This window comes from Geobacillus sp. ZGt-1, assembly GCF_001026865.1.
Classification (GTDB): domain Bacteria; phylum Bacillota; class Bacilli; order Bacillales; family Anoxybacillaceae; genus Geobacillus; species Geobacillus thermoleovorans.
This window is the reverse complement of the sequence record NZ_LDPD01000021.1, coordinates 10,723-13,531: the sequence shown is the minus strand read 5'-3', so window position 1 is coordinate 13,531 and position 2,809 is coordinate 10,723. Positions and strand designations below refer to the sequence as shown.

At 55.3% G+C, this 2,809-nt stretch carries 2 protein-coding genes and 1 pseudogene; 2 read left to right on the top strand and 1 reads right to left on the bottom strand.

The genetic code is table 11. From position 1 onward, the window contains the following. Window positions 1-245, bottom strand: a 245-nt coding sequence (locus VU18_RS08380) for a DUF2515 family protein (protein ID WP_047757963.1), incomplete at its 3' end; no start/stop codon positions are given. Window positions 246-329: 84 nt separating this feature from the next. Here VU18_RS08380 and shc point away from each other — a divergent pair. Together shc and VU18_RS17360 are read left to right on the top strand one after the other, a co-directional pair. Next, window positions 330-2,186 (top strand): squalene--hopene cyclase, encoded by a 1,857-nt coding sequence (gene shc / locus VU18_RS08375; RefSeq protein ID WP_047757962.1) that lies wholly within the window; start codon window positions 330-332, stop codon window positions 2,184-2,186. 230 nt (window positions 2,187-2,416) lie between these two features. Then, window positions 2,417-2,809 (top strand): annotated as a pseudogene (locus VU18_RS17360) (lipase); the annotation flags it as partial.

The following is a 2,809-nucleotide window of genomic DNA, read 5'->3' as shown; positions in this document are numbered from 1 at the left end:
AAAAACGCCCAATGAATTTCGCGATGGCGCAAGTAAAAATCGAGATACGCCGCCGTTCGGGTCACATTGTTTTCGTTGTGTTCCGCGGTCACCGCCCGGATGCGGCGGATGAGCTGCCGCTCTTTGGCGGTTAAGTCACGTTCAGATACGATCGTGTACCCTTTCTTTTGCTTTTTCTTTAATTCCCGATAGACGTCAACAAGGGAAAGGGGAAGGGATGACGCTTTCGGCCTCAGGCAACGCATAGTGACCCCCTTTGGTGCATCGACCGCCCACCAGACGAATAAATATGGAAGGAAACGGAATTTTGTGAAAAAGGAAGGCGATGCATGGTGGCCGACGAACGAAGCACGTTGATTGCCGTGCTCAAACGGTCGCAAGCGGCCGACGGATCGTGGCGGTTTCCGTTTGAAACAGGCATTTCGACAGACGCCTATATGATCATTTTATTACGGACGCTTGAAATAAATGATGAACCGTTGATTCAAGCGCTCGTCAAGCGAATCGAGAGCCGGCAAGGGGCAAACGGGGCGTGGAAGCTGTTTGCGGATGAAGGTGACGGCAATGTGACAGCGACAACCGAGGCGTATTATGCCTTGCTTTACTCCGGCTACCGAAAAAAAACCGATCCGCACATGCAAAAGGCAAAAATGCGCATTTTGGAAATGGGCGGTTTAGAGAACGTCCATCTATTTACAAAAGTGATGCTGGCTTTGACTGGACAGTACCCATGGCCTAGGCGGTTTCCGCTGCCGCTTGCCTTTTTCCTTCTCCCCCCGTCGTTTCCGCTTAATATGTATGACCTTTCCGTGTATGGAAGGGCGAACATGATTCCGCTTCTCGTCGCCGCGGAGCGCCGGTACAGTAGGAAAACGGCGAAAAGCCCAGACTTGTGTGATTTGGCCGCTTCCCGTGGAGGTTGGCGGCTGCCGGAAAACCGGGCGCTATGGTCATACATCAAGCGAGCGTTGATCGGTTTTCCGGCTGAACTGCACGATGCCGCCAAACGACGCGCCGTCCGTTATATGTTTGATCATATTGAGCCGGACGGAACGTTGTACAGCTACTTCAGTTCGACGTTTTTGTTCATTTTTGCGCTGCTCGCGCTTGGTTATCCAAAAGACGACCCGCATATTGTCCGAGCTGTTCGCGGTTTGCGCTCACTGCGAACCGAAATCGATGGGCATACGCATATGCAATATACAACCGCTTCCGTCTGGAATACGGCGTTGGCGAGCTATGCGCTGCAGGAAGCGGGCGTGCCGCCGACCGACCGGACGATTGAGAAAGCGAACCGCTATTTGTTGTCGCGCCAGCACATTCGCTACGGCGACTGGGCGGTGCACAACCCGTACGGCGTACCGGGCGGCTGGGGATTTTCCGATGTGAATACGATGAACCCGGATGTCGACGATACGACCGCCGCGCTGCGCGCCATCCGTCGGGCGGCGGACAAAGAGACGGCGTTTCGCCATGCGTGGGACCGGGCGAATCGATGGCTGTTTTCGATGCAAAACAATGACGGCGGGTTTGCGGCGTTTGAAAAGAACGTAGGCAAACGGTTTTGGCGGTATTTGCCGATCGAAGGGGCGGAGTTTTTATTGATGGATCCGTCAACAGCCGATTTGACCGGACGGACGCTCGAATATTTCGGAACGTTCGCTGGATTAACGAAAGACCACTCCGCCATCGCCCGCGCCGTCGACTGGCTGCTTGACCATCAGAAAGCCGACGGTTCGTGGTATGGGCGCTGGGGGATTTGCTATGTGTACGGCACATGGGCGGCGGTGACCGGGCTCTCAGCCGTCGGCGTTCCAATCGATCACCCGGCGATGCAAAAAGCGGTCCGTTGGTTGTTGAGCATCCAAAACGATGACGGCGGCTGGGGTGAATCGTGCAAAAGCGACGAAGCCAAGACGTATGTGCCGCTTGGCGCCAGCACGCCGGTCCATACCGCCTGGGCGCTTGATGCGCTAGTCGCCGCTGCCGATCGTCCGACCGCGGAAATAAAAGCCGGCGTTCGCGCCCTAGTCCGTATGCTTCATCACCCGGATTGGACCGCCTCGTACCCGGTCGGACAAGGGATGGCCGGCGCCTTTTACATCCATTACCATGGCTACCGCTACATTTTTCCGCTGTTGGCGCTCGCCCATTACGAGCAAAAGTTCGGACCGTTTGTGGATTAGCCAACCGTCCGTACGAGGCGGTGATGGAACGCTGCCATGACATAGTGCATCACCCTCTCGCTGTCGGCGAGAAACGAAATATGACGGCACAAAAGTGCATTTTTCTCTTTCCCTCATCAGAAAACCCGACAATTGCCGGGATTGAATAGCCTGGTTATTTAGTATAGAATATTCAGGTAATTCGGAATAAAGGGGTTCAGTCGATTCGAGGGGAGGAGAAGGAGAGCGTGATGAAATGCTGTCGGGTTATGTTTGTGTTGCTCGGATTATGGCTTGTATTCGGCCTATCGGTCCCGGGAGGGCGAGCTGAAGCGGCAGTTTCACGCGCCAACGATGCGCCGATTGTACTTCTCCATGGCTTTACTGGCTGGGGAAGAGAAGAAATGTTTGGGTTCAAGTACTGGGGCGGCGTGCGCGGCGATATCGAACAATGGCTGAACGACAACGGTTATCGAACTTATACGCTGGCGGTCGGACCGCTCTCGAGCAACTGGGACCGGGCGTGTGAAGCGTATGCTCAGCTTGTCGGCGGGACGGTCGATTATGGGGCAGCCCATGCGGCAAAGCACGGCCATGCGCGGTTTGGCCGCACTTATCCCGGCCTGTTGCCGGAATTGAAAAGG

What these genes read in the sequence shown, in the direction of transcription:
- shc (WP_047757962.1), top strand. Translation starts at nt 330, where the DNA reads ATGGTGGCCGACGAACGAAGCACGTTGATTGCCGTGCTCAAACGGTCG.